Origin of the sequence: Streptomyces atroolivaceus, from assembly GCF_000717025.1 — a bacterium.
In the GTDB taxonomy this organism is placed as follows: Bacteria; Actinomycetota; Actinomycetes; order Streptomycetales; family Streptomycetaceae; genus Streptomyces; species Streptomyces atroolivaceus.
The window spans coordinates 189503-214106 of the sequence record NZ_JNXG01000017.1; the positions used below are offsets into that span (position 1 = coordinate 189503).

Consider the following 24604-nt stretch of genomic DNA (forward strand, 5'->3'; position numbering starts at 1 on the left):
AACGATCGGTCAGCCTACCTCGCGCTCCCCCGCGAACAGTTCAGGGGGCGAGAGCGGGGCGCACCGCGGAAAGCAGGAACACGACGGAGCGTTCGCGTTCCGCCCAGCCTGATGTGTCCATCTCCACGGACTGGAGCAGCGCGCACTCGACCGTGTACCCGTTCTCCGCGAGGGCCGCGCCCAGCGCCTCCGCCTCGTCCCGGTTCGAGGCATGGGTGACGATGCGTTCCGGCCGCCGGTCGGCCACCGCCGTGACGACGGGGACCCCGCCGCCACCGATCCGTACGACATCGGGTTCGGGCAGGCGTTCCAGGACGCGCGGGGCCGTGCCCCTGACGACCTGGACGCCCACCCGGAAGGTCCGGGCGGCTGCCGCGGTACGCGCGCAGGCGTCGGGGTCCTTGTCCACGGCGAGCACCGCGGCGCCGAAGCGGGCCGCCTCCACGGCGAGGGCGCCGCTGCCGGAGCCGATGTCCCAGACGAGATCACCGGTGCGCGGCCCGAGGCGGGCAAGCTGGGCGGCGCGCAGGCCTGGCGACTCCCCTTCGCCTCCCTCCCCCGTGCCGCCGTACGACGCGGCGGGCAGGGCCCAGCCCCGGACGCCGTCGGGACTGCGGCCGGCTATCCAGGCCCCGTTGGCCGTGGCCTCGGGGCCGCTCCCGATGACGATGACGACGTTGGGGTCGCGCCAGGTGTGGTCGGCGGTCCTGTCGGAGGTGAGGACGGTGACCCGCTCGCGCTCGGTGCCGAGCTCCTCGCAGATCACGAAGGTGCGGTGGACGCCTTCCAGCAGCAGGGCGAGCTCGGCGGGACCCGCTCCGGGCGAGGTGAGCACGGCCACCTTGTGATGGGCACGGATGACGTTGACCGCGCGGCGCAGGGTGCGCGGGTGGGCGACGACGGTCTGTGCGTCGTCCCACGGCATGCCGGCGCGGGCGAAGGCGGTGGCGACGGACGAGACGGCGGGGACCACCTCGACCTCGAGACCGTGCTCGGGCTTGCGCAGGGTGCGTACGACGCCGAAGAATCCGGGGTCGCCGTCGGCGAGGACCACGGCACTTCCGCGGTGGCCGGCGATCCTGCGGGCGGCCAGGTCGACACTGCCGAGACGGATGCGCTCCGCACGCTCGGGCACTTCGGGCAGTGCGAGGTGGTGGGCCGCACCGGCGACGAGCGTGGCGGCCGAGAGCGCGGCTGTGGCCGCTCTGGTCAGTGGCGAGCCGTCCCAGCCGATCACCGTGACCCGGTCGGCCATCGTCGTCAGTCTCCTGGGGTGTGGGCAGGCGGGGCTCCCCTCGGGATGGGCGGAGCAAGGGTGAGCGTATCCGGTCCGTACCAACGCCCTGCCGGGGGCTCCCGGAGCCCGGGCGTCAGGTCACTTCCAGTCGTTGTACGTGCCGTAGCCGCCCGCGTCGGCCAGCTGCTCCGCGACGCCCTCCAGGTCCTCGGGCAGGAGCCCCCACACGATGAGGTCGGTCCTGATGTCGGCCCAGCCTCCGTCCTCGGTGGCGGTCCTGGCTATGCGGGCGTTGCGCAGGACCCCCTCGCTGATGCATCCGAGTTTCTGGGCGACCTGCTGGGCGGCGGTGTTCCCTGCGGGGGTGCGCAGTTCGATCCGCTCGAAGCCCTGGTCGCGGAAGAGCCACTCGGCGAGGGCCAGCACGGACTCGGTGGCGTATCCCTCACCGCGCGCCCAGGGGGCGGTGATGTAACGGACCTCGGTGGCCAGGGTGCGCCGGTCGGTGTTGAGGAGCCGTACGGAACCGACGAGGCGCTGGGTGAGGAACTCGGTGACGGCGAAGACCATCCCGTTGCCCTGGGTGCGTTCGGCGGGCGCGATCCTGCGCACCCAGCGTTCGGCGTCGACCTGGGTGTAGGGGTGCGGTGCGTCCGTCCAGGCGGTGACCAGCTCGTCGTTCATCATCTCGATGTAGGCGGGGACGTCCGCCATGTCGAAGGGGCGCAGCACCAACCTGTCCGTGCTGATGGAGATGGACGGGAAGGTGGTAGTCATGCGCAGCTCCATGCAGAAGACCGTGTAAAGGCACCAGCATGCAGCATCGGGCCGTGGATGTGCATGGCCGGGTCCGCACGGCGGAGCCCCGCGCACCGTGGCGGGGTGTGCGGGGCTCGTGGGGCAAGTGGTGCCCGGGCGTCAGGACTTGGCGGGCTCACCGAAGGCGGGGGTGATCGAACCCTTGTAGGTGTCCTCGATGAACTTCTTGACCTCGTCGGAGTTCAGGAGCTTCGCGAGCTTCTGGACACGGGGGTCGTCCTCGTTGCCGTCCCTCACCGCCAGGAAGTTGGCGTACGGGTTGCCGTCGGCCGCCTCCAGCGCCAGGGAGTCCTGACCCGGCTTCAGGCCGGCCTCGATGGCGTAGTTGCCGTTGATCACGGCGGCGTCGACGTCGTCCAGGGCACGGGGCACGGTCGCGGCCTCGACCTCCTTGAACTCCAGGCCCTTCTTGTCCGTGATGTCGCTGAGCTTGGCGTTGGTGCCGACGCCGTCCTTGATGGTGATCAGACCGTTCTCGGCGAGCAGCTGGAGCGCACGGCCCTCGTTGGTGGTGTCGTTCGGGACGGCGATCGTCTGGCCGGCCTTGATGCCCTTGATGTCCTTGACCTTCTTGGAGTAGAGGCCGAGGGGCTCCAGGTGGACGTTGACGACCGGCACGATGTGGGTCTTGTTCTTCTTGTTGAAGTCGTCCAGGTAGGGCTTGTGCTGGAAGAAGTTGGCGTCGACCTGACCGCTCTCGGTCGCGGTGTTCGGCAGGACGTAGTCCGTGAACTCCTTGACCTCCAGCTTGAGGCCGGCCTTGTCCGCCAGGTTCTTCTTGACGTAGTCCAGGATGTCGGCGTGCGGCGTCGGGGACGCGGCGACGACGAGGGCCTTCGAGGTGTCCGCACCGGCACCGGTCTCGCCCTTGGCGGCCGGATCGGAGTCCGTGCCGCAGGCGCTGAGGCCGAAGGCGAGGGCGGCGGCTGCGGCGGCGGCAGCGGTGATCTTGATGTTCTTGCGCACGAAGAGTGCCTCTTTCCGGTGGTGGGTGGTGCGCCCGGACAAGGAGTTCGGGCTTCAGGGGGAGATGAGGTTCAGGAAGTGGTGCGCCCTCGGCGCGCCAGCAGGCGTACGGCGCCGTCGCCGATCAGCTGGACCACGGTCACGATGACGATGAGCAGCGCGACGGTGATGAGCATGAACTGGTCGTCGAAGCGCTGGAATCCGTAGGTGATGGCCTTGGAGCCGAGTCCTTCGCCGCCGACGGCGCCGGCCATCGCGGAGTAGCCGATGAGCACGATGACGGTGGTCGTGACGCCGGATACCAGCGAGGGCAGCGCCTGCCGGAGCAGGACCTTGCGGACGATCGTCGGGATGGATCCGCCCATCGACTGGACCGCCTCGACGAGCCCGTGGTCGACCTCACGCACCGCCGTCTCGACGAGCCGCGCGAAGAACGGGATGGCGCCGATGGCGAGCGGCACGATCATCGCGGACGGGCCGATGAAGGTGCCGACGATCCAGGTGGTGAAGGGGATCAGGGCGATCAGCAGGATGATGAACGGCAGGGAGCGGCCGATGTTCACGATCACGCCGATGACCTTGTTCACCACGATGTTCTGCAGCAGCCCGCCCTTGTCGGTGAGGACGAGCAGAATGCCGAGCGGCAGCCCGCCGAGGACGGTGACGAGTGTGGACCAGAGCACCATGTAGAGGGTGTCGATGGTTCCCTGCGTGAGCAGTGGCTGCATTTCGGACCAGGTCACTTCGCCACCTCCTTGGTGATCGGGGCGGGGGTCTGGGCGGGGACGCCGACGGAGGCGGCCTCCACGATCTCGGCCTGGAGGCCCTGCTCGCGGAGGAAGCCGATCGGTACGACGTTCTCCTCGAACCGGCCGGGCAGCTCGATGCGCATACGGCCGATCTGCTTGCCGCCGACGGTGTCCATCGCGGCACCGAGGATCGAGATGTCGATGTTGTACGTGCGGGAGAGCTGTGAGATCACCGGCTGGGCCGCGGCCTCGCCGTGGAAGGTGACGTCGACGACGGTGGAGCCGGGGCCGGACGCGGTGCCGCCGACGGGGAAAAGCTCGTGGGCCAGCTCGGAGCCGGGGGTGGCCAGCAGTGCGCCGACGGTGCCCGACTCCACGATGCGGCCCTTCTTCATCAGTGCGGCGGAGTCGCAGACGGTCTTGACGACGTCCATCTCGTGCGTGATGAGCAGCACCGTGAGGCCGAGCTCCTGGTTGAGGTCGCGCAGCAGCTGCAGGATGGAGCGCGTGGTCTCGGGGTCCAGAGCGGAGGTCGCCTCGTCGGAGAGGAGCACCTCCGGGTCGCCGGCCAGGGCGCGGGCGATGCCGACGCGCTGCTTCTGGCCTCCGGACAGCTGGCCTGGGTAGGCCTTCGCCTTGTCGGCGAGACCGACGAGGTCGAGGAGCTCGAGTGCCTTGCGGGTGCGTGCCTGCCCTGAGAGCCCGAGGATCTCCAGAGGGAGCTCGACGTTGTCCCGGACGGTGCGCGAGTCCAGCAGGTTGAAGTGCTGGAAGACCATGCCGATGCGGCTGCGTGCCCGGCGGAGTTCCTTTCCGGCGCGGCGGCCCCGGCCCGCGAGGGCCGTGAGGTCCTGGCCGGCGACCGTCACGGTGCCCGAGGTGGGCCGCTCGAGGAGGTTGACGCACCGGATGAGGGAGGACTTGCCGGCACCGCTCTGTCCGATGACGCCGTAGACCTCGCCTTCGCGGACGTGCAGGTCCACGCCGTCCAGGGCGGTGACCTCACGGCCGCGTGACTGGTAGACCTTCGTGAGGCCCGAAGTGGTGATCACAGGGTTTCCGTCACTGTCGAGTGCACGGCGCGGTGTCCGCCGGGCACGGGGCATTCGTCTGATGAGACTGTTCTCAGTGGTCGACCGGTGGGAGTCTCGGCATGATCCGGCCTCGGCCGAGCCGCCGGGCGCGGGGTATGCCCGGGCCTGCTCGATCCGCTGGGTGCGGACGGCACGGGCTCGGTCTCGCTTCGGGGCGCGAGGCTCAGGCGGGGGCCCTCAGAAGGCGCGCATTCGACACGTACAACGAGCACCGGGCGTCGGGATCGCCTCGGTCGCAGGGCTGCGGTAGCTCGTCGTGGTCATGGCCCAAGTAAAACAGATTCGACGTTCCGGCAGCCCACGGTGTCCGCATAGCGGACGACGGTGGACGTGTGTCCCCTATGCCTGGACGGCTGCACGCACCGCTGTGACCTGCGAAAACGCGAGCGCCTCCCCACCGCGGCGCCGACCGCGGTGCGATCACCCTGTGCCCGCCCTGTGGCCAAGGCCACGATTCCTGGACGCACACGCGGCGGCCCCGCGCCCGGGCCCGCACGCGGCGGCTCCGGCCGCCCGTAATACCCTCACTCCATGCTTGACGCCCTGACGGTCGCGGTCGCCGTGACCGCGCTCGCCCTCGCCGCCTGGTGCGGATTCGCCGCCTACCGGGACCAGCCCACGAAGGACTGGCACTTCATCGGCATGGCGGTCGTCTCCGTGCTGGCGCTGGCGCAGCTGCTCGTGGGAATCGTGCAGCTGGCACGCGGTGAGCGGCCCGACCAGGGCATGACGATCTTCATCGCCTATCTGATCGGCGCCTTCACGGCCGTGCCCGCGGCGGGATTCCTGTCGCTGTCGGAGCGGACCCGCTGGGGTTCGGTGACGGTGGCGGCCGGTGCGGTCGTGCTCGCCGTCCTGGAAGTGCGGCTCTACGACATCTGGGGAAACTGACCATGCGCGACACCGACCGCACGGGGACCCCCGCCTCCCCGGCCCAGGAGCGGAACACCCCGCGGCAGAAGCAGCAGTTCGAGCTCGGCTCCGGGCCGGGGCGGGTACTGGTCTGGTTCTACGGGGTGTTCACCGTGGCCGCCGCGTCACGCTCGATCGTCGAGATGGTCCTCGACTTCGGCAAAGCCCCGCTCGCCTACGTCCTTTCGGCCGTCGCCGCCGTCGTGTACGGCTTCATCACGTACTCGCTGGTCCGGGGCGGGGAGAGGGCGCGCAGGGCGGCGCTGGTGTGCTGCGCCGCCGAGCTCGCGGGGGTGCTGATCGTCGGCACCTGGACGCTGCTGGAGCCGGCCGCCTTCCCCGACAGCACGGTGTGGTCGGAATTCGGCATGGGCTACCTGTTCATCCCGGTGATCCTGCCGGTCACCGGGATGATCTGGCTGCGCCGCGCACGAAACGTCTGACTCCGGGCGTCCCGGGAGTCGTTCAGGCGCTCGCCACGTAGGCCGGCGCGGTGGCGTCCTTCTCCAGCAGGACCAGCCGGACCCCGTCACCGCCGGTGGCGTTGCCCACCCGGGCATAGCCCGCCTTGCGGTAGAGCCGCAGATTGCCTTCGCTGCGTTCCCCGGTGTGCAGGCGGAAGCGGGTGGCCGAGCGACCGTCCGCCAGCCCGGATTCCGCGGCGCGCAGGAGACGGGTGCCGAGACCGTGGTTCCGGAGCCTGGGGTGGACGCAGAGCTTGCCGATCCGCCCGGTGCCGTCCTCGTCGGCGAAGCCGCGTACCGATCCGACGACTTCGTCGCCGAGCCTGGCCACGAACACCAGATCCGCGGCGACTTCTTCCCGGACGGAGTCGAGGGTCTGGACGAGCGGGTCGATCCGGTAGTTGCCGTAGAGCTCCGCCTCGCTCTGGAAACAGAGGTACTGGAGTCTGAAGATCTGCTCGACGTCCTGCGCTGTCGCCGCCGAGATGGTCACACTCATGCCCATGTGTGCATGCCTCCCGCTCACCTGATCCACCGGTTGTCTACCGCTCCTTTCCCCGCAGTTCAGGAGCTACAACCTCCGCCGCGAGCATTCTGCGCAGACATCCAAGGCATCGGGAACGCATAGGACCCAAACTGCCTTGTGACATACCCAACTCCCCTGCGATTTCCCGGTACGTCGGATCGTGGGGAGCCAGCATCGCCTCGAGTAACTGCGGGCATCTTCCGGGCAGCCGGCCCACCGCGACGCGCAGCGCTCGGCGTTCGTCGGCTCCCACCGCGATCCGTTCGGGGCAGTGGTCCCAGTCGCCCGGGGATTCGCCGCCCGCGTAAGCGTGTTCACGCCGCTTCCTGCGGCGGGCGACACGCGCCTCCGCCCGGACTGCGGCTCGGACCCGCCGGACGGGGTCGGCGGGCACCGCCGGGCCGGGGCGGGGCTCGAGCAGCCGTACCCACACCGCCTGTTCCAGGTCCGCGGCGTCGGCCCCTGCGGCCTGGGCCTCGGCCCTCGCCTCCGCGCGGACCAGGGCCTGCAGGGCGTGGACGACCGCTCGCCCGCGGTCGGCCGCCCCCTCCGCCTGGGCAGAGGGAACATGATCAAGAAGAGTCATGCCTCGTCAACGCTCCCCGTGCGCGGCGGGTTGCCGCACAGGGGGAGCTCCACCCGACCGGGGTACGGGAGCCGTGCGGCTGACGTGCGGGGCACGGCCCCGGGGCATCAGTCCTGGACGAAGTCGGCGGCGGCGAGCAGGGCGGTGTCGGGGTTGTCGGAGAAGATCCCGTCGATGCCCGCCTCGAAGTACGCCCGGAGAGCGCCGAACACGTCTCCGTACGCGTTCGGGTCCGTGCCACGCCGGAAGTCCGCGGGCAGGAAGCTGTTCTCGTTGCGCAGCGTGTACGGGTGCAGGACCAGCCCTCGCGCGTGCGCGTCCGCGACCAGGGTGGTGGGGGTGGTCAGCCGCCCCGCGCCGTCCCTGGGGATGACCAGGTCCAGGGTGGGGCCGATGCCCTGGGCGAAGGACGCGATCCACTTCAGCCCGGCCGGCTTCACCAGATCGGCGACGGTGCGGGGGTCGCCGGCCTCCACGAAGTCCCAGGGCCGTTCCTTCGGGCCGGACAGCAGGACGACTCGGGGCGTGGCGACGAGCTTCGACAGCCGCTGCACAGAGCTCGGCTCGAAGGACTGGAGGATCAGGGCGGAGTTCGCCCGGTGCCTGCCGTGGCGGCGCAGCAGCTTGGCGAGAGGCTCCTCCAGGCCGAGCCCGAGGCCCCGGAAGTAGGAGGGGTGCTTGGTCTCGGCGTAGAGCCAGACGGGCTTGCCGCGCCTGCGGCCCTCCTTGTCGGCCCAGCGCAGGACCTCTTCGAAGGTGGGGATCTCCCAGCGCCCGTCGTACAGCGTGTTCTCCTGGCGGTTGCCGGGGATCCGCTCCTTCGCGCGGAGCGTCTTCAGCTCGGCGAGGGTGAAGTCCTCGGTGAACCAGCCGGTGAGCGACACCCCGTCGACCTGCTTGGTGGTCCTGCGGCTCGCGAACTCGGGGTGCTCGGCCACGTCCGTGGTGCCGGTGATGTCGTTCTCGTGGCGGCAGACCAGGTGACCGTCCCTGGTCGGTACGAGGTCCTGCTCGACGATGTGCGCGCCCATGTCCAGGGCCAGCTGGTAGGAGCCGAGGGTGTGCTCGGGGCGGTAGCCGCTGGCGCCCCTGTGGCCGATGACGGTGGGTACCGGCAGGTTCCGGTAGGAGCCGCCGCCCACGCCGCGTCCCTCCGGGGCGCCACGCCCGGCGGCGTGCGCCGCGCCGGTCGCTCCGACGGCCGAAGCCCCGAGGACGGCCGCCCCCAGGAAAGTCCGCCGGCCAGGGCCTGTCCGCGCGCGCTCTGTCATGAATGCTCCTCGCATGTGATGTCCGGCACCTTCGGGGCAGGCTTGATCGTAGGCAGCTACGCCATCGGTGGGGCAGCCCGTGGACGAACACGGCGGAAACACACATCAACACTGTGTATCCGCCGGGTGAACCCGATGTGCGGAGAGGCGGTACCCGCGAGTATCGTCCTCACCTGCACAGACCCTCGCGAATTCCCGCCCCGGCCGCCCGGCCACGACACCGGAGGATGCGTTGTCCCGACTCACGGTCATCAAGGCAGTGCTCGGACCGATCCTGCGCCTGCTCTTCCGGCCCCAGGTGGAAGGCGTCGAGAACATCCCGGGGAACGGTCCGGTGATCCTCGCGGGCAACCACCTGACGTTCATCGACTCGATGATCATGCCGATCTGCTGTGACCGGCCGGTGTTCTACATCGGCAAGGACGAGTACGTCACCGGCAAGGGCCTCAAGGGCCGTCTGATGGCCTGGTTCTTCACCGGCTGCGGCATGATCCCGGTGGACAGGGACGGCGGCCGCGGTGGCGTCGCGGCGCTGATGACGGGCCGCCGGGTGCTGGAGGAGGGCCACGCCTTCGCCATCTACCCCGAGGGCACCCGCTCCCCCGACGGCCGGCTCTACCGGGGTCGTACGGGTATCGCGCGGCTGACCCTGATGACCGGTGCGCCGGTCGTGCCCTTCGCGATGATCGGCACGGACAAGCTGCAGCCGGGCGGCGCCGGTCTGCCCCGCCCGGGCAAGGTCACGGTCCGCTTCGGTGAGCCGATGGAGTTCTCGCGCTACGAGGGCATGGACCGCGACCGCTACGTCCTGCGGGCGGTGACGGACTCCGTCATGGCCGAGGTCATGCGGCTCTCGGGCCAGGAGTACGTCGACATGTACGCCACGAAGGCCAAGGCCGCCTGAGCCGGACGGGTGCTTCTTCCCGTACCGGGGCGGCTCCGCCCGTCCCGGTACCTCGGGGCGGCTCCGCCCGTCCCGTACCCGGGGCTGCTCCGCCCGGCACCCGCTCGGCGAAGGTCCGGGGCGCTGTCCGACGGGGTCACCCACTCGCCGCCCTCCGCCCGGTTGGTCACTCGTCGGGGATGATGCCGTCCTCCAGCTTCTGGCCGCGCAGCAGGAACCACGCGGCGACGGCCGTCGCGAGCAGCACCACGGCGCCGACCGCCGCCGACACCCTCAGCCCGTTGACGAAGGCCTCCTGAGCCGCGACCACGAGCTCCCCTCCCTGCTGTGCCGGTAGGTGCTCGGCCGTCTCCACGGCTCCGCCGAGCGACTCGTGGGCCGCCGTCGCGGCAGCGGCCGGGATGCCCTCGGGGGTTCCGAAATCCTTGTAGACGCCCGTGACGATGGATCCGAGCAGGGCGATGCCGAGGGCGGCGCCCAGCTCGTACGCCGTCTCGGACACCGCTGACGCCGAGCCCGCCTGCTCCTTCGGGACGCTGGAGAGGATCACGTCGGAGGTGACGGTGAAGGCGAAGCCCGCACCCACGCCCACCACGAGGAGCAGGACACCGATCAGCGGGTAACCGGTCTCCTTGTGGATCACCGTGACCACGGCGAGCGACACGCCGATGGCCCCGAGCCCGACGCCGACCACGGATCGTACGGAGTAGCGGCGGGCGACCCTTCCCGCCAGCAGCCCGGCGGTCACCGCGCCGACCGCCGCGGGCAGTTCGGCGAGCCCGGCCTCGAGCGGGCCCCGCCCCTGGACCAGCTGCAGGAACTGGGAGAGGAAGAAGACGATGCCGGAGAGGCCGAGGATGGTCAGCAGGTCGGCGAGGACCGCGCCGGAGAACCCCCGGTGGTGGAAGAGCCGCATGTCAAGCAGTGGAGCGGGGAGCTTGAGCTGACGGCGTACGAACCAGGCGAGGGCCAGCGCACCCCCGACGGCCACCAGGCCGGTCTGCCAGCTCGGGCCGTGCGAGGCGAGCTCCTTGATGGCGTACACGATGCCGACCATGCCGACCAGGGAGAGCCCCACGCTGAGCAGGTCCCACGGTCCCGGCGCCGGGTTCTTCGATTCGGGGATCATCTTGACGCCCACGGCGACGAGGACCGCCATCACGGGCAGGTTGATCAGGAAGACCGATCCCCACCAGAAGTGCTCCAGCAGGAGCCCTCCCACGACCGGTCCGACGGCGGCGCCCGCAGCGGCCATCGCACCCCAGATACCGACGGCGAGGCTGCGTTCGCGCGGGTCGTGGAAGAGATTGCGGATCAGGGCGAGCGTGGACGGCATCAGCGTGGCGCCCGCGACGCCGAGCAGCGCCCTGGCCAGGATCATCATCTCGGGGCTCGACGCGTAGGCGTTGAGCACGGAGACCGCGCCGAAGGCCGTGGCACCGGTCAGCAGCAGCTTCTTCCGGCCGACCCGGTCGCCGAGGCTGCCCATCGAGACCAGGAGTCCGGCGATCACGAAGGAGTAGACGTCCCCGATCCAGAGCAGCTGGGTACCGGTCGGTTCCAGGTCCTCGCTGAGGAACGGGGTGGCGAGTCCGAGGACGGTCGCGTCGACGGCGACCAGCAGCACGGCCAGGACGAGGACCGTGAGGGCGATCCACCGGCCCGGATGGTGCGGATCGCCGGTGACTCCGGCCTTCGAGAAGGTGCTGCTCATTTCTCCACGCTCCGGCGTGCTCCGCCCAGGAGCAACTCGACGATCATGTGGGGGAAGTCCTGCGCGGCGACCCGGCCGGCCTGCACCGACCACGCGCAGCTCCCGATCAGGCCGTACAGGGCCTCGGTCAGCCAGGCCGGGGTGAGGTCGATCCTGAATTCGCCGCGCTCCTGGCCACGCCGGAAGAAGGCGGCGACCCGGGCGTCGAGACGGCTCCAGCCCTCGTCGACGTCATCGCCCTCGAAGAGCTGGTTCTCGGTGACGAGGAAGGACAACAGCCCCGCGCTGGGCTGAACGGCTGTGATGAGGCGCCGCAGCCCGTCCTCCGCACTGCCCTCGTCGAGGCCGGCTGCGTCCAGAGCGGCTTCGAACTCCTGGATGCCCAGGCTCTCCAGCGCTCCGACCAGGGCGTCCCGCCCGGCGAAGTGCCGGTGCAGGGTGGCACGGCCGATCCCCGCGGCGCGGGCGACCTCGTCCATGGTCGCGGTGGATTTCCGGGTCAGCAGCGCGGCGGCGCTCCGCAGCACCTGCTCATGATCGAAAGGCATGAGACGACAGTAGCCCAGATGAGACAAGAACGTCTCGTCGAGAGTCGCCGATTGATCATCATCCAGGCGGAACACTCCGGCGACCGGTCTCGGCGGGACAACACACAACACATTCTGTCACTGTGTGTAATCGATCCAGCTCGCCGGGTAACGATGAGGCGTCCTGTCCGGCTGTCGGCGCGGGACGCCCGACGGGGTGGTGGGCCGGCCCCCCGCGGGTCGGTCCCGTGACCGACCGGCCCCGAGGAGACACATGTCCGAGCAGAGCACGGTCGAGGTCGAAACGGCTTACGGCTCGGTGTCGGGGAAGCTGGAGGGCGGCATCGCCCGCTTCCTCGGAATGCCCTACGGCCGTGCACCGATCGGTGAGCTGCGTTTCGCCGCTCCCGCACCGCTCCAGCCCTGGCAGGGCGTGCGGACGGCTCATGCCTTCGGGCCCACGCCCCCCAAGCCCCCGCTGGGTGGCAAGCTCGGTGAGATCATGGCCGACCCGGCCATCGCGGGAGACGAGTGGCTGAACCTCAACGTGTGGACGCCCGACACCGAGGCGGCCCTGCCCGTACTGGTGTGGATCCATGGCGGCGGATTCACCACCGGTTCGTCCGCCGTCCCCGCCTACGACGGTGCGACCTTCGCCCGTGACGGCGTGGTGTGCGTCTCCGTCAACTACCGCCTGGGGGTGGACGGTTTCGGCTATCTCCCTGATGCCCCGGCCCCGGCCAACCGTGGTCTGCTCGACCAGATCGCCGCGCTCACGTGGGTCCGCGAGAACATCGGCATTCGGAGGGGACCCGGGCAACATCACCCTGTGCGGGGAGTCGGCCGGCGCCATGAGCGTGCTCGCCCTGCTCTCGCGCGACGACGGCCTCTTCCACAAGGCGATCGTCCAGAGCGGCAACGCCCACATCGGCCAGACGCCCGAGGACGCCGCGCTGGTGATCGGCGCGGTGGCGGAGCGCCTGGGTGTCGAGCCCACCGCTGCCGCGCTGGCGGGGGTGGACATCGACGACCTGACCGAAGCACAGAACGAGGTCTCCAAGGAGGTCAGCCAGAGCGCGGACGCGGTCGCCTACGGGGCGAGCACCATCGCCTCCTGCGGCCTGGCGTTCCTGCCTGTGGTCGACGGCGACGTGCTCCCCCGCCTGCCCGCGGCCGCGATCGCGGACGGCGCGGGTGGTCAGGTGCCGCTGTTGATGGGCACGACCACCGAGGAGTTCCGTCTCTTCATCGTGACCAGCGCACTGGTGTCCGTGCTCCTGCCGGGCCCGTTCAAAACCCGGGTGAAGGCCTACGGGGCGCCGGCCGGCGCCTACGACGAATACGCGAAGAACGACACCGCCGCCTATCCGCGCAACAAGCCCTCCGGCATCGCCGCCGCGGTGCTGACCGACCGGATGTTCCGCATCCCGACCTGTCGTGTCGCCGAGGCCCGGGGCGAGAACGACGGGGCACCGACCTACCTGTACGAGTTCGGGTGGCGCTCCCCGGTCGTCCCCAACAACGTCCAGGTCAAGCTCGGCGCCTGCCACAGCCTCGACCTGCCCTTCGCCTGGGACACCCTGTCCCTGCCGGCCAACCAGAAGTTCACCGGAACCGAGCCGCCCCAGAGCCTCGCGGACGCCCTGCACAGCACCTGGGTCGACTTCGCCAGGACCGGACAGGCGTCGTGGAAGGAGTACGACGCGCAGGAGCGCCCCGTCATGACGTTCCGCTACAACAACACCGCGTCCGACCAGGTCGTCAACGATCCCCGCAGGACCGAGCGCGAGCTGTGGGACGGCCTTCTGGACACCGTCTGACGGCTCCCGGGGCGCCTGATGCCCGAGTGATTCCCGGGGCCGTCCCGGCGCCCGGGGAAATCCATGGGTGCCGGCCGGTCCAAGGGGCACCATGGCGGCATGAAGCCGCTGCTGCTGATCGACATCGACGGTCCGCTCAACCCGTACGCGGCGCTGGCCCGCCCCACCCCGCCGGAGGGCTATCTGGTGCACCGGATGCGGCCGACGGGGTGGAAGGAGGGGACACCGCTGCCCGTTCTCCTCAGCCCCGGACACGGCGCGGAACTGCTGGCTCTCGCCGGCCGGTACGAGCTGGTCTGGGCGACCACCTGGAAGGACGAGGCCAACGAGTGGATCGGCCCGCGTCTCGGGCTGCCGCCGTTGCCGTACATCGACTGGCCCGCCATGCACGCGGCCACCGTGGACGGGACGTACTGGAAGACGCGTTACGTCGTCGACTACGCGGACGGGAGGCCTTTCGCCTGGGTCGACGACGAGATCTCCGAGGCCGACACCGCCTGGGTCTCCGGGCATCACCCGGGGCGGGCCCTGCTGCGCCGGGTCGACCCCTGGGTGGGGCTGGTGCGGGCGGACTTCGATGTGCTGGCCGCCTGGGCGTGGACCGCGAGCCCCGGCGAGGCGTGAGCCGGGCGTCCCGGCGAGGCGTGAGCCGGGCGTCCCGGCGAGGCGTGGACCGCGAGCCCCGGCGAGGCGAGAGCCCGCGCCGGGGCCCACCTGGCCGGCCGCTCAGCTCCAGGGCAGCGAGGCGCGGTGCCGCCAGTACGCCTCCGGCTCCTCCACCAGGGCGGACAGCCGGTCCAGCCGGTCCGGGTCCAGGTCGAGCAGAGGCGCGTGCAGATTGGCCGCCAGCTGGGTGACGGTGACCGCGCCGGACAGGACGACCCCGGCCCACGGCTGACGGAGCACGAGCGCCAGGGCGACGGCGTCCGCGTCCAGTCCGGCTTCGGCACCGATCTCCCGGACGACGGCGGGCGCCTCGGTCCCGGCGAGCCGGCCGTTGGCCATGGCCTCCTTGACGATCACGGTGAGCCCTGCGTCGTGCGCCTCGGCGAGCGCCGTTCCGGCGGAGGTCTCCAGGGCGTTGTAGGTGGCCTGGACGGTACGGAAGAGGGGTTCGCCGTCCACCGTCACGGCCAGGGCGGCCCGGATGGCGTCGGCCTGGCCGGGACCGCTCGCGGAGAAGCCGAGCGTGGTACCTCCGGAGGCCAGTTCGGCGAGACGCGCGTGCAGGCCCTTGTCGCTCAGCACCGGACTGTCGGCGGTGACCGAGTGGATCTGGTAGAGATCGAGCCGGTCGCCCAGCAGCGCCGTCGTTTCGGCGTACTGCCGTTCGAAGGTGGCCGGTCCGTGGTCCTTCACCTCGTGCGTTTCGGCGTCGACCCGCCAGTCGGCGGTGTAGGTGTAGCCCCACTTGCTGCCGATGACCACGTCCGTCACGTCGGGGCGGGCGGTCAGCCACTCGGCGAGGAACTCCTCGGCGCGGCCGTAGGAACGGGCGGCGTCGAAATAGCGGACGCCCTGGGCGTAGGCCGCGTCCAGGAGCTCGTGGGTGCGGGCACGCAGCGCCTCCACACCGCGGTCGCCGGGCAGATCGCGGTCACGGTGCGGGGTGATGTAGCCGGGCCTGCCGACGGCGGCCAGGCCGAGCCCGATGTGGGAGGTCGGGGTGGTCGCTCGGTTCAGGCGGGCGAAGGGCATCGCGGGCTCCTCAGGGTCGGTTCCGAACGCCTTCCCGTCAACGTAGCCCGCGATGCCTGCGAATCAGCCTCGCGCGGTCGCCCAGGCGTGCTGCGTCACCAGGTCGGCCTTCACCTCGCCCAGCTGGACCGCGACGGCCGACGGGGCCGTTCCGCCGCGCCCGTTGCGGGAGGCGAGCGCGCCGGGCACGTTCAGGACGGTGCGCACCTCCGGGGTGAGGTGCTCCGAGATCTTCGCGAACTGCTCGTCCGTCAGCTCGTCGAGCTCGATGCCCTGCTGCTCGCACACCTTCACGCACTCACCCGCGACCTCGTGCGCCACCCGGAACGGGACGCCCTGCTTGACCAGCCACTCGGCGATGTCCGTGGCGAGCGAGAAACCAGCCGGAGCCAGTTCCTCCATCCGCTCCCGGTTGACGGTCAGCGTCGCCATCATGCCGGTGAAGGCGGGCAGCAGTACCTCGAGCTGGTCGCAGGAGTCGAAGACCGGCTCCTTGTCCTCCTGCAGATCGCGGTTGTACGCGAGCGGGAGGGCCTTCAGCGTCGCCATCAGCCCCGTCAGGTTGCCGATGAGGCGGCCGGACTTACCGCGGGCCAGCTCGGCGATGTCCGGGTTCTTCTTCTGCGGCATGATCGAGGAGCCGGTGGAGAAGGCGTCGTGAAGGGTGACGAAGGAGAACTCCTTCGTGTTCCAGATGATGATCTCCTCGGCGATGCGGGAGAGGTTGACGCCGATCATCGCGGTGATGAAGGCGAACTCCGCGACGAAGTCACGGGACGCGGTGCCGTCGATGGAGTTGCCGGCGGAGCCGCGCTCGAAGCCGAGGTCCGCGGCGACCGCCTCCGGGTCCAGTCCGAGGGACGACCCGGCCAGCGCGCCGGAGCCGTAGGGCGAGACGGCGGTCCGCTCGTCCCACTGCCGCAGCCGCTCGGCGTCCCGGGACAGGGACTGCACGTGCGCCAGGACGTGGTGGGCGAAGAGGACGGGCTGCGCGTGCTGGAGGTGCGTGCGGCCGGGCATGGCCACGTCCGGGTGCGCCTCGGCCAGTCCCACCAGCGCGTCCTGGAGCTCGGCGACCAGTCCGCCGATGATCCGGGCGTGGTCGCGCAGGTACATGCGGAAGAGTGTGGCGACCTGGTCGTTGCGGGACCGGCCGGCACGCAGCTTCCCGCCGAGGTCCGGGCCGAGCCGCTCCAGGAGACCGCGTTCGAGGGCGGTGTGGACGTCCTCGTCGGCGATGGTGCCGGTGAACGAACCGTCGGTGACCGCGGCTTCGAGTGAGTCGAGGCCGTCGGTCATGCGGGACAGCTCGTCGTCGGTGAGCAGTCCCGCCTTGTTGAGCACGCGCGCGTGGGCACGGGAACCCGCGATGTCGTACGGCGCGAGCCGCCAGTCGAAGTGGACGGAGGCGGACAGCTTGGCCAGCGCCTCGGCGGGGCCGTCGGCGAAACGGCCGCCCCAGAGGCGTACGTCGCTGTTACCGGTGCCGTTGCTCACTGCGGTGCTCCTCGGGAGTGCAAGGGGTGTGCGTCCGCCTGACGGCGGCGAACAGCATAACTATGCGATACGCCGTATATATTGTCAAAGCCGCTGGTCAGGGCGGAGAAAACCCCTACCCTCGCGTGGAAGCCGCCTCTACGATCGGCATCCACACACACGCCGTTCCAGGGGGGGGCCTGATGAGCGACGGACACGGGCCGGCCGAACGGCTCGCTCTCGGGGTCCCGCTGGGCAAGGCGCTGGACACGACTTCTCCGGCGGCCTGGGTCGCACTGGACACCGGGGTACGCATTCTGGCCTCGCGCGCCGCGAACCGGCTGCCGACACGTCACGAACTGCGCGGACTGCCGGCCGGTCCGCCCTCCCCCGCCGCCGAGTCCCGGATCGCGCTGGCCCTCTGCCACCCCAACGGCAGGGTGCGGGAGGCGGCCCTGGAACGGGTGGCCGGAGCACGAGGGCTCCGGCCCCTGCTGGTGGTGCGCTGCGCCGACTGGGCGGCACCGGTACGAGCCCGGGCCCGTGCCGTGCTCGCGGACACCGCCGGGCCTTGGCTCCCCGCGCTCGCCCCTCTCGTCCTGCTCCTGTCCCTCCGTGACCGGGGCGGCTTCACCCTGCGTCTGATGGAGGACGTGCTGCGCGACGGTCCTGGCACGGACGCCGAGGCGCTGCTCACCGACGAGGACCGTGCGGTACGACGGCTCGCCTACCGCATCGCGGTCGACCGGCACCTCCTGACCCCGGCGGAGCTCGCCCGCACCGCGGCCACCGCCGGAGACGACGTACGCATCCAGGTCCTCTGCGCCGAGGCCGCACTCGCCGGGGCCGGCGAGGACGACTACGACAGCGTGTTGGCGCTCCTCCTGGCCGCCCGGTCACCACAGGTACGGTCCGCCGGCGTGACCGGGCTCCGCCGGGCCGGACGGTACGGGGAGGCGGCTGCCTTCCTCGCCGACCGGTCGGGCCTCGTGCGGGCCTGCGCCCGCTATGTGCTGCGGCAGGGCGGCACCGACCCGCTCCCCCTGTACCGGTCGATGTGCGCCGATCCCGCCCGGCACCCGGCCGCGGCGGCAGGGCTCGGCGAGTGCGGTTCCCGGGAGGACATCGAGACGCTGTGGCCCCTGTCGGCCCACCGGCTGCCCGCCGTGCGCGCACACGCGGTGCCGGCGTTGTGCGCACTCGACGCCGTGCGGCCGGACCGTATGTGTCCGCTGCTCGACGACCCGGCGCCGGCCGTGGTCCGCGCTGCCGCCCGCGCCCTGCGGCCGTACGCCGTCGAGCTGCACCAGGACTGGCTGCGTGCACGAGTCGCACCGGACCGGCCGCGCCACACCCGGATGGCGGCACAACGGCTCCTCGATGCGCAGGAGCGTGCCTACGCGCGAGGGAGCGGGTATCCCAGGCTGTGAAATACCCGGTCGCAGCCAGCCGCTCGCACGACAATGTCGTCATGGGAAAAACATACGAACGTATTGACGGGCGTCTCCGGGCTTTCATCGAGGAACAGCCCCTGTTCTTCACCGCGACCGCGCCCCTGGACGGCGACGGCACGGTCAACCTCTCGCCCAAGGGCGTGCGTGGGTCGTTCGCCGTGGTCGACGAACAGACGGTGGCCTACCTCGACTTCGCCGGCAGCACCGCCGAGACCCTGGCCCATCTCCGGGAGAACGGGCGCATCACGCTGATGTGGTGCGCTTTCCAGGGCCCGCCGAACATCGTCCGTGTGCACGGCCGCGGGGAGCCGGTCTTCCGTGACGACCCACGCTTCCCCGGGCTTCTCGGTCATTTTCCAGGCATCGACCCGACCCCCCACGGGCTGCGCGCGATCATCGTGGTGACGGCCGAGCTGGTCCGGGACTCCTGCGGTTACGCGGTGCCGTTCATGGCGTACGACGAGGACCGTTCCCTGCACGCCGACCGCTTCCGGCGTGAGGACGACGAGAGCCTCAGCAGGTACTTCGAGAAGAAGCCCGACATCGCCACCAGCATCGACGGGCTGCCCGGCCTCCCCCTGCCACTGCCGGTCATGCCGACGGCAGCCGGCGGGTGAGGTACTGGGCCGTACGGAGCAGGCCCGGTGGGGAGCCGGCCGCCGCGCCCCGTACGGTCCGGAGCATGCGCAGATTCCTGGTGACCGCGTCGGTCCTGCTGGCGCTGGCCGGTTCGCTCGCGGCGCGGCCCGGCGGGCCGCCGCCGCTTCCTGAGCGGCTGGCCGACACGGGCGGCGGTACACAGCTCATCACCGCCGAGGCCCCCCGCACGGACTCCACCACGGGCACGGTCACCTGGTGGGACCGGGGCCGGAGCGGCTGGGTGGCGGGGGGCTCGGCGCCCGCCCGCTTCGGGGCGAACGGCCTGGCCGAGGGTCTCACTCGCGTCCAGGGCACGAACACCACGCCCACCGGGCTGTACGACCTGCCCTACGCCTTCGGGATCGAGGCCGCCCCGCCCGGCACCCGCTTCCCGTACCGCCGGGTCGGAGAGAGTTCGTGGTGGTGCCAGGACAACGCGTCCCGGCACTACAACCGATGGGTGGACCCACGGCCCGACGACTGCCGGGCGGACGAGGCCGAACACCTCGTCACCTACGCCACCCAGTACGCCCGTGCGCTCGTCATCGGCTTCAACTACCACCGCCCGGTGCGGGGCAGGGGCGCCGGGATCTTCCTCCACGTCGACGGAAAGGGCCCGACCGCCGGCTGTGTTTCCGTGCCGGCGGCCGCCATGGGCCGGATCCTGGCCTGGGCCGACCCGGCTCGCCGTCCGCACATCGCGGTCGGGACGGCGTCCGGCCCGACCGCGATCACCCGCTACTGAGGCCCGCGGTCGTTCTGGGCCAGCCGCAGCAGGTGGTCGGCCAGTGCCTGGCCGCCGTTCGGGTCACGGCTGATCAGCATCAGCGTGTCGTCCCCCGCGATCGTGCCGAGGATCGCCTGGAGTTCGGCCTGGTCGATGGCCGAGGCGAGGAACTGCGCGGCACCCGGAGGCGTTCGCAGCACCACGAGGTTGGCCGAGGCCTCCGCGGAGATGAGCAGCTCGGCCGAGAGCCTGCGCATCCGCTCCTCCTTGGCCGACCCTCCGAGCGGTGCCTGCGGGGTGCGGAATCCACCCTCGCTCGGCACCGCGTAGATCAGCTCGCCGCCGGTGTTGCGGATCTTGACCGCACCGAGCTCGTCCAGGTCGCGGGAGAGCGTCGCCTGGGTGACGCTCAGCCCGTCGTCGGACAGGAGCCTGGCCAGCTGGCTCTGCGAGCGCACCGGCCGGCGGTTCAGGATGTCCACGATCCTGCGGTGGCGTGCCGTGCGGGTCTGTGGCACCGACGGCCCGCCGTGGTCGGTTTCCTGCGCCTCGGTCATCGTCGTCGCCTCATTCTCCGGTTCGTCACTCTCCGGATCGTCCGTCCCCGTAAGCCGCGTCGAGGGCTCCCGGCAGAATCCGCAGGAACGCGTCCACCTCGGCGTCACCGATGATCAGCGGCGGCATGAGCCGTACGACGTCGGGGGCGGGCGCGTTCACCAGGAGTCCGGCTCCCTGAGCCGCCTGCTGCACCTTCGGTGCGAGGGGCCCGGTGAGCACGATACCCAGCAGCAGTCCCGAGCCGCGGACGTGGGAGACCAGCGGGTGCCCGAGGCCCTCGACGCCCTCCCGGATCCGCTCACCGAGCCGCTTCACGCTGTCCAGGATGCCGTCGGCGGCGAGAGTGTCCAGGACGGCGAGACCGGCGGCGCAGGCGACGGGGTTGCCGCCGAACGTCGTGCCGTGCTGGCCGGGCTTGAGCAGATCGGCCGCGGCGCCGAACGCCACGGTCGCGCCGATCGGCAGACCGCCTCCGAGGCCCTTGGCCAGGGTGACGACGTCAGGCTCGACCCCCTGGTGGGCCTGGTGCTCGAACCAGTGGCCGCAGCGGCCGATCCCGGTCTGCACCTCGTCCAGGACGAGCAGCGTGCCGGTGGCCCGCGTGATCTCCCTGGCCGCCTCCAGATAGCCCTTGGGCGGCACGACGACGCCGTTCTCGCCCTGCACGGGCTCGATGACGAGCAGTGCGGTGCCGGTCGTCACCGCGGCCCGGAGCGCCTCGACGTCGCCGTACGGGACGTGCGTGACGTCTCCCGGCAGCGGCAGGAACGGGTCGCGCTTGCCGGGCTGACCGGTCAGCGCGAGGCTGCCCATGGTCCGGCCGTGGAAGCCGCCGTCGGTGGCGACCATGTGCGTACGCCCGGTCAGCCGTCCGATCTTGAAGGCGGCCTCGTTCGCCTCGGCGCCGGAGTTGGAGAAGAAGACCCTGCCCGTCCGGCCGAAGAGCTGGAGGAGCCGTTCGGCGAGCGCGATGGGCGGCTCCGCGGTGTAGAGGTTGGAGACGTGGCCGAGGGAGGCGATCTGCGTGGAGACGGCCTCGACCACGGCGGGATGGGCGTGGCCGAGCGCGTTGACCGCGATACCGCCGACGAAGTCGAGGTACTCGTTGCCCTCCGCGTCCCACACCCGGGCGCCCGCGCCGCGCACCAGGGGCAGCTGCGGGGTGCCGTAGTTGTCCATCAGCGCACCCTGCCAGCGCTGTGCGAACTCCTCGTTGCTCATGACTCCCCCTCTGTTCCGTCAGGCGCGACGGGGGCCGTGTCGGGCACGACCATCGTGCCGATCCCCTCGTCGGTGAAGATCTCCAGCAGGATCGAGTGCTGGACCCTGCCGTCGATGACCCGGGCGGTCTCGACGCCGTTGCGTACGGCGTGGAGGCAGCCCTGCATCTTGGGCACCATGCCGCTGGAGAGGTCCGGCAGCAGCTTCTCCAGTTCGGTGGCGGTGAGCCGGCTGATGACGTCGTCGCTGTTCGGCCAGTCCTCGTAGAGGCCCTCGACGTCGGTCAGGACCATCAGCGTCTCGGCGTTCAGCGCGGCGGCGAGTGCGGCTGCCGCGGTGTCCGCGTTGACGTTGTAGACGTGGTTGTCCTCGGCGGAGCGGGCGATGGAGGAGATGACGGGGATCCGGCCGTCGTCCAGCAGCGCCTGGATCGCTCCGGTGTCGATGCCCGTGATCTCACCGACGCGGCCGATGTCGACGGCTTCGCCGTCGATCACCGGGCGGTGCTGGGTGGCGGTGATCGTGTGGGCGTCCTCGCCGGTCATGCCGACGGCGAGCGGGCCGTGCTGGTTGAGCAGCCCGACGAGCTCTCGCTGCACCTGTCCGGCCAGCACCATGCGTACGACGTCCATCGCCTCGGGCGTGGTGACGCGCAGTCCGGCCTTGAACTCGCTGACCAGGCCCTGCTTGTCGAGCTGTGCGCTGATCTGCGGGCCACCGCCGTGCACGACGACCGGTTTGAGGCCGGCGTGCCGCAGGAAGACGACGTCCTGGGCGAAGGCCGCCTTCAGCTCCTCGTCGATCATGGCGTTGCCGCCGAACTTGATGACGACGGTCTTGCCGTTGTGCCGGGTGAGCCAGGGCAGCGCCTCGATGAGGATCTGCGCCTTGGGCAGCGCGGTGTGCTTCCTCGCGGCGCTCATGAGCTGTACGCGCTGTTCTCGTGGACGTACTCGGCGGTGAGGTCGTTCGCCCAGATGACGGCGGACTCGCCACCCGCCGCGAGGTCCGCGGTGATCCTGACCTCCCGGTAGCGCATGTCCACCAGGTCGCGGTCCTCGCCCACGCTGCCGTTCCTGCACACCCAGACGTCGTTGATGGCGACGTTCAGCAGGTCGGGCTCGAAGGCGGCCTTGGTGGTGCCGATCGCGGAGAGGACCCGGCCCCAGTTGGGGTCCTCGCCGTGGATGGCGCACTTCAGGAGGTTGTTGCGGGCGATGCTCCGGCCGACCTCGACGGCGTCCTCCTCGGTCGCCGCGTTGATCACCTCGATCCGGATGTCCTTGGAGGCGCCCTCGGCGTCTCCGATCAGCTGCCGGGCGAGGTCGGCGCAGACGCTCTGCACGGCCTGGTCGAACTCTGCCTGCGCGGGGGTGATTCCGCTCGCCCCGGAGGCGAGCAGCAGCACGGTGTCGTTGGTCGACATACAGCCGTCGGAGTCGACCCGGTCGAAGGTGGTGCGGGTGGCGGCGCGCAGCGCGGTGTCGAGGGCGGGCGCTTCCACGTCTGCGTCGGTGGTGAGGACGACGAGCATGGTGGCGAGACCGGGGGCGAGCATGCCCGCGCCCTTGGCCATGCCGCCGACGGTCCAGCCCTCGCCGCCCGCGACGGCGGTCTTGTGGACCGTGTCGGTGGTCTTGATCGCGATGGCGGCCTTCTCGCCGCCGTGCTCGCTGAGTTCCTTCGCGGCCTGCTCGATGCCCGGCAGGAGCTTGTCCATGGGGAGGCGCAGGCCGATCAATCCGGTGGAGGCGACCGCGATCTCCCCCGCGCTGTGACCGCTGAGGACCTCGGCGGCCTTCTCGGCCGTGGCGTGGGTGTCCTGGAAGCCCTGGGGGCCCGTACAGGCGTTCGCGCCACCGGAGTTGAGGACGACGGCGGTCACTTCGCCGCCCTTGAGCACCTGTTCCGACCAGAGGACGGGTGCTGCCTTGACGCGGTTGGAGGTGAAGACGCCCGCGGCGGCACGGCGGGGGCCGTCGTTGACCACGAGGGCCAGATCCGGATGACCGCTCTCCTTGATCCCGGCGGCGATGCCCGCCGCCGTGAATCCCTTGGCTGCCGTGACGCTCACTGCATCTCCTCGTTCGTCTCTCCGCCCACGCGGCGCCGCGGCGCGGCCTTCGTCGTTGCCCGCAGCCCGGCGGCTGCGCGTGCTTCGCTCACGGTGCGACTCCGATGGTGGAGAGCCCCGTGTCCTCGGGCAGTCCGAGGGCGATGTTCATGCTCTGCAGGGCGCCTCCGGCGGTGCCCTTGGCGAGGTTGTCGATGGCGCTGATCACGATGATCCGGCCGGCCGCCTCGTCGTGGGCGACCTGGATCTGTACGGCGTTGGACCCGTACACGGCCGCGGTCGCGGGCCACTGCCCCTCGGGCAGCAGGTCGACGAACGGCTCGTCGGCGAAGGCCTTCTCGTACACGTCGCGGAGCGAGGCGGCGCTCACTCCCGGCTTCGCCTTCGCGCTGCACGTGGCGAGGATCCCGCGGGGCATGGGCGCCAGGGTCGGCGTGAAGGACACGGAGACGGGCTCACCGGCCGCGGCACCGAGGTTCTGGATCATCTCGGGGGTGTGCCGGTGGGTCCCGCCGACGCCGTACGGGGACATGCTGCCCATGACCTCGGAGCCGAGCAGGTGCGGCTTGGCGGCCTTGCCCGCGCCGGAGGTGCCGGACGCCGCGACGACGACGGCCTCGGGCTCGGCGAGACCGGCGGCGTATGCCGGGAAGAGCGCGAGGGAGACGGCCGTCGGGTAGCAGCCGGGCACGGCGATGCGCTTGGACCCCTCCAGCGCCGCGCGGGCCCCGGGAAGCTCGGGCAGACCGTAGGGCCAGGTGCCCGCGTGCGGCGAGCCGTAGAACTTCTCCCAGTCGGCGGGGTCCTCGAGCCGGAAGTCGGCGCCCATGTCGACCACGAGCACCTCGTCACCGAGCTGTTCCGCCACTGCGGCGGACTGCCCGTGCGGCAGGGCCAGGAAGACGACGTCGTGCCCGCTGAGCACCTCCGCCGTGGTCGGCTGGAGAACTCGGTCGGCGAGCGGCCTCAGATGCGGCTGCAGCGCACCGAGCCGCTCCCCGGCGTTGGAGTGGCCGGTGAGGGCCCCGATCTCGACCTGTGGGTGAGTGAGGAGCAGACGGAGCAGTTCCCCGCCGGCGTAACCGCTCGCTCCTGCCACTGCCGCACGTACCACCATCGGAATGCCTCCTCATCGATGGCATGACTATACGCAGTAATGCAGTGTTAT

24 protein-coding genes and 1 pseudogene are annotated in these 24604 nt (G+C 70.9%); 8 read left to right on the top strand and 17 right to left on the bottom strand.

From position 1 onward, the window contains the following. Positions 1-40: 40 nt before the first annotated feature. The 5 genes from cbiE to OO67_RS27845 form a co-directional block, all read right to left on the bottom strand. Complete coding sequence (gene cbiE, locus OO67_RS27825) at positions 41-1255, bottom strand: precorrin-6y C5,15-methyltransferase (decarboxylating) subunit CbiE (RefSeq protein WP_033304410.1); 1215 nt, start codon at positions 1253-1255, stop codon at positions 41-43. Positions 1256-1375: 120 nt separating this feature from the next. Beyond that, the gene (locus OO67_RS27830; protein ID WP_051709913.1) at positions 1376-2014 is read right to left on the bottom strand and encodes a GNAT family N-acetyltransferase; all 639 of its coding nucleotides are present in this window, start codon (positions 2012-2014) and stop codon (positions 1376-1378) included. Between the two features lie 141 nt (positions 2015-2155). Further along, complete coding sequence (locus tag OO67_RS27835) at positions 2156-3022, bottom strand: MetQ/NlpA family ABC transporter substrate-binding protein (protein ID WP_033304690.1); 867 nt, start codon at positions 3020-3022, stop codon at positions 2156-2158. A 71-nt stretch (positions 3023-3093) separates the two neighbouring features. Beyond that, positions 3094-3765 carry a methionine ABC transporter permease gene (locus tag OO67_RS27840; RefSeq protein ID WP_033304412.1) on the bottom strand — a complete coding sequence of 224 codons (672 nt, stop codon included), beginning with the start codon at positions 3763-3765 and terminating at the stop codon, positions 3094-3096. Continuing rightward, entirely contained in the window at positions 3762-4823 is a 1062-nt protein-coding gene (locus OO67_RS27845; RefSeq protein ID WP_033304413.1) for a methionine ABC transporter ATP-binding protein, read from the bottom strand. The genes OO67_RS27840 and OO67_RS27845 overlap by 4 nt, the downstream gene beginning before the upstream one ends. Positions 4824-5396: 573 nt before the next feature. Here OO67_RS27845 and OO67_RS27850 point away from each other — a divergent pair. After that, positions 5397-5756 carry a hypothetical protein gene (locus OO67_RS27850; RefSeq protein WP_033304414.1) on the top strand — a complete coding sequence of 120 codons (360 nt, stop codon included), beginning with the start codon at positions 5397-5399 and terminating at the stop codon, positions 5754-5756. A gap of 2 nt (positions 5757-5758) precedes the next feature. Beyond that, positions 5759-6220: a hypothetical protein gene (locus OO67_RS27855; protein WP_033304415.1), complete on the top strand. Its 462-nt coding sequence runs from the start codon at positions 5759-5761 to the stop codon at positions 6218-6220. Positions 6221-6242: 22 nt separating this feature from the next. Here OO67_RS27855 and OO67_RS27860 read toward each other — a convergent pair whose 3' ends face one another. The 3 genes from OO67_RS27860 to OO67_RS27865 all read right to left on the bottom strand — a co-directional run bounded on the left by OO67_RS27860 (position 6243) and on the right by OO67_RS27865 (position 8624). Further along, on the bottom strand, positions 6243-6746 hold the full coding sequence (locus OO67_RS27860; protein WP_033304417.1) for a GNAT family N-acetyltransferase: 504 nt from the start codon (positions 6744-6746) through the stop codon (positions 6243-6245). A 37-nt stretch (positions 6747-6783) separates the two neighbouring features. Then, complete coding sequence (locus OO67_RS40165) at positions 6784-7353, bottom strand: sigma-70 RNA polymerase sigma factor region 4 domain-containing protein (protein ID WP_078598314.1); 570 nt, start codon at positions 7351-7353, stop codon at positions 6784-6786. 107 nt (positions 7354-7460) lie between these two features. Continuing rightward, the gene (locus tag OO67_RS27865) at positions 7461-8624 is read right to left on the bottom strand and encodes a glycerophosphodiester phosphodiesterase (RefSeq protein ID WP_033304419.1); all 1164 of its coding nucleotides are present in this window, start codon (positions 8622-8624) and stop codon (positions 7461-7463) included. Between the two features lie 232 nt (positions 8625-8856). Between OO67_RS27865 and OO67_RS27870 the strand changes: the two genes are divergently transcribed. Continuing rightward, positions 8857-9528 carry a lysophospholipid acyltransferase family protein gene (locus OO67_RS27870; RefSeq protein ID WP_033304420.1) on the top strand — a complete coding sequence of 224 codons (672 nt, stop codon included), beginning with the start codon at positions 8857-8859 and terminating at the stop codon, positions 9526-9528. Between the two features lie 166 nt (positions 9529-9694). Here the strand turns inward: OO67_RS27870 and OO67_RS27875 are convergent, their stop codons facing one another. Next, complete coding sequence (locus OO67_RS27875) at positions 9695-11242, bottom strand: MFS transporter (RefSeq protein WP_033304422.1); 1548 nt, start codon at positions 11240-11242, stop codon at positions 9695-9697. After that, positions 11239-11790: a TetR/AcrR family transcriptional regulator gene (locus tag OO67_RS27880; protein ID WP_033304424.1), complete on the bottom strand. Its 552-nt coding sequence runs from the start codon at positions 11788-11790 to the stop codon at positions 11239-11241. Before OO67_RS27880 ends, OO67_RS27875 begins: the two co-directional genes overlap by 4 nt. A 253-nt stretch (positions 11791-12043) precedes the next feature. Here OO67_RS27880 and OO67_RS36020 point away from each other — a divergent pair. Further along, positions 12044-13589, top strand: a pseudogene (locus tag OO67_RS36020) (carboxylesterase/lipase family protein). A gap of 99 nt (positions 13590-13688) precedes the next feature. Continuing rightward, positions 13689-14213 carry an HAD domain-containing protein gene (locus OO67_RS27890; RefSeq protein ID WP_033304426.1) on the top strand — a complete coding sequence of 175 codons (525 nt, stop codon included), beginning with the start codon at positions 13689-13691 and terminating at the stop codon, positions 14211-14213. 102 nt (positions 14214-14315) lie between these two features. Here the strand turns inward: OO67_RS27890 and OO67_RS27895 are convergent, their stop codons facing one another. Continuing rightward, on the bottom strand, positions 14316-15287 hold the full coding sequence (locus OO67_RS27895; protein ID WP_033304428.1) for an aldo/keto reductase: 972 nt from the start codon (positions 15285-15287) through the stop codon (positions 14316-14318). Positions 15288-15350: 63 nt separating this feature from the next. Further along, the gene (gene argH / locus OO67_RS27900) at positions 15351-16784 is read right to left on the bottom strand and encodes an argininosuccinate lyase (protein WP_033304429.1); all 1434 of its coding nucleotides are present in this window, start codon (positions 16782-16784) and stop codon (positions 15351-15353) included. 182 nt (positions 16785-16966) lie between these two features. On the opposite strand from argH, the gene OO67_RS27905 reads away from it, so the two are divergent. From OO67_RS27905 to OO67_RS27915, 3 genes are all read left to right on the top strand, one after another. Continuing rightward, positions 16967-18193, top strand: a complete 1227-nt coding sequence (locus OO67_RS27905) for a hypothetical protein (protein ID WP_033304691.1) — start codon at positions 16967-16969, stop codon at positions 18191-18193. A gap of 41 nt (positions 18194-18234) precedes the next feature. Continuing rightward, positions 18235-18834: a pyridoxamine 5'-phosphate oxidase family protein gene (locus tag OO67_RS27910; RefSeq protein WP_033304430.1), complete on the top strand. Its 600-nt coding sequence runs from the start codon at positions 18235-18237 to the stop codon at positions 18832-18834. 65 nt (positions 18835-18899) lie between these two features. Then, on the top strand, positions 18900-19601 hold the full coding sequence (locus tag OO67_RS27915; protein ID WP_033304432.1) for a L,D-transpeptidase family protein: 702 nt from the start codon (positions 18900-18902) through the stop codon (positions 19599-19601). Here OO67_RS27915 and OO67_RS27920 read toward each other — a convergent pair. The 5 genes from OO67_RS27920 to argC all read right to left on the bottom strand — a co-directional run bounded on the left by OO67_RS27920 (position 19595) and on the right by argC (position 24553). Beyond that, positions 19595-20140 carry an arginine repressor gene (locus tag OO67_RS27920; protein ID WP_033304434.1) on the bottom strand — a complete coding sequence of 182 codons (546 nt, stop codon included), beginning with the start codon at positions 20138-20140 and terminating at the stop codon, positions 19595-19597. The two genes, OO67_RS27915 and OO67_RS27920, sit on opposite strands and share 7 nt — an antisense overlap. A 25-nt stretch (positions 20141-20165) precedes the next feature. Next, positions 20166-21362 carry an acetylornithine transaminase gene (locus OO67_RS27925; protein ID WP_033304436.1) on the bottom strand — a complete coding sequence of 399 codons (1197 nt, stop codon included), beginning with the start codon at positions 21360-21362 and terminating at the stop codon, positions 20166-20168. After that, positions 21359-22285: an acetylglutamate kinase gene (gene argB / locus OO67_RS27930; RefSeq protein ID WP_033304437.1), complete on the bottom strand. Its 927-nt coding sequence runs from the start codon at positions 22283-22285 to the stop codon at positions 21359-21361. Before argB ends, OO67_RS27925 begins: the two co-directional genes overlap by 4 nt. Then, entirely contained in the window at positions 22282-23436 is a 1155-nt protein-coding gene (gene argJ / locus OO67_RS27935) for a bifunctional glutamate N-acetyltransferase/amino-acid acetyltransferase ArgJ (protein ID WP_033304439.1), read from the bottom strand. Before argJ ends, argB begins: the two co-directional genes overlap by 4 nt. Positions 23437-23524: 88 nt before the next feature. Beyond that, complete coding sequence (argC, locus tag OO67_RS27940) at positions 23525-24553, bottom strand: N-acetyl-gamma-glutamyl-phosphate reductase (RefSeq protein WP_033304441.1); 1029 nt, start codon at positions 24551-24553, stop codon at positions 23525-23527. Positions 24554-24604: the final 51 nt, after the last annotated feature.